The 1,324-nt window shown below is 63.8% G+C and carries 1 protein-coding gene; it reads right to left on the minus strand.

From position 1 onward, the window contains the following. Positions 1-133: 133 nt before the first annotated feature. Positions 134-1,324: elongation factor Tu (gene tuf, locus CQ039_RS16475; protein ID WP_105563597.1), on the minus strand; the 1,191-nt coding region annotated here is incomplete at its 5' end.

Raw genomic sequence — 1,324 nt, forward strand, 5'->3', positions numbered from 1 at the left:
GCCCCAACGGCAAAACGGCCCCCCGGATTGCTCCGGGAGGCCGCCTTGTTACGCTTTACTTGGCCCGCCGCGCTTGCGCGCTGCGTGAGGCCGGTACGCTTACTGGTCGGGTCCGGAGACCCGGATCAATCGATTACTCGACGATCTTGGCCACCACGCCGGCGCCGACGGTGCGGCCGCCTTCGCGGATGGCGAAACGCAGGCCCTGATCCATGGCGATCGGGGTGATCAGCTCGACGCTCAGCTCGGCGTTGTCGCCGGGCATGATCATCTCAACGCCTTCCTTCAGGTGAACGATGCCGGTCACGTCCGTCGTGCGGAAGTAGAACTGCGGGCGATAGTTCGTGAAGAACGGCGTGTGACGGCCGCCTTCTTCCTTGGTCAGGATGTAGGCTTCAGCCATGAACTTGGTGTGCGGGGTGATCGAACCCGGCTTGCACAGCACCTGGCCGCGCTCGACGTCTTCACGCTTGGTGCCGCGCAGCAGCACGCCCACGTTGTCGCCGGCTTGACCCTGGTCCAGCAGCTTGCGGAACATTTCGACGCCCGTGCAGGTCGTCTTCTGGACCGGACGGATGCCGACGATTTCGACTTCTTCACCGACCTTGACGATACCCTTTTCGACGCGACCCGTGACCACGGTGCCGCGGCCTGAGATCGAGAAGACGTCTTCGACCGGCATCAGGAAGGGCAGGTCGACCGGACGTTCCGGCTGCGGGATGTAGGCGTCGACGGTTTGCATCAGCTTCAGCACTTGCTGTTCGCCGATTTCCGGGTTCACGCCGTCGGTTGCAGCCTTGGCCGAACCCATGGTCACCGGAATGTCGTCGCCCGGGAACTGGTAGGACGAGAGCAGCTCGCGCACTTCCATTTCCACCAGCTCGAGCAGCTCGGCGTCGTCGACCAGGTCGACCTTGTTCATGAACACGACCAGAGCCGGCACGCCGACCTGACGGGCCAGCAGGATGTGCTCGCGCGTTTGCGGCATCGGGCCGTCAGCGGCCGAAACCACCAGGATCGCGCCGTCCATCTGAGCGGCGCCCGTGATCATGTTCTTCACGTAGTCGGCGTGGCCGGGGCAGTCGACGTGCGCGTAGTGACGGTTTTCCGTCTCATACTCGACGTGAGCCGTGTTGATCGTGATGCCGCGGGCTTTTTCTTCCGGGGCGGCGTCGATGTCGGCGTAGTTCATCGCCTTGGCGCCGCCAGCCTTCGCCAGCGTCATCGTGATCGCCGCCGTCAGCGTCGTCTTGCCGTGGTCAACGTGGCCGATCGTGCCGATGTTGCAGTGCGGCTTAGTGCGTTCGAACTTTTCCTTGGCCAT

Origin of the sequence: Brevundimonas sp. MYb52 (genome assembly GCF_002979535.1) — a bacterium.
In the GTDB taxonomy this organism is placed as follows: Bacteria; Pseudomonadota; Alphaproteobacteria; order Caulobacterales; family Caulobacteraceae; genus Brevundimonas.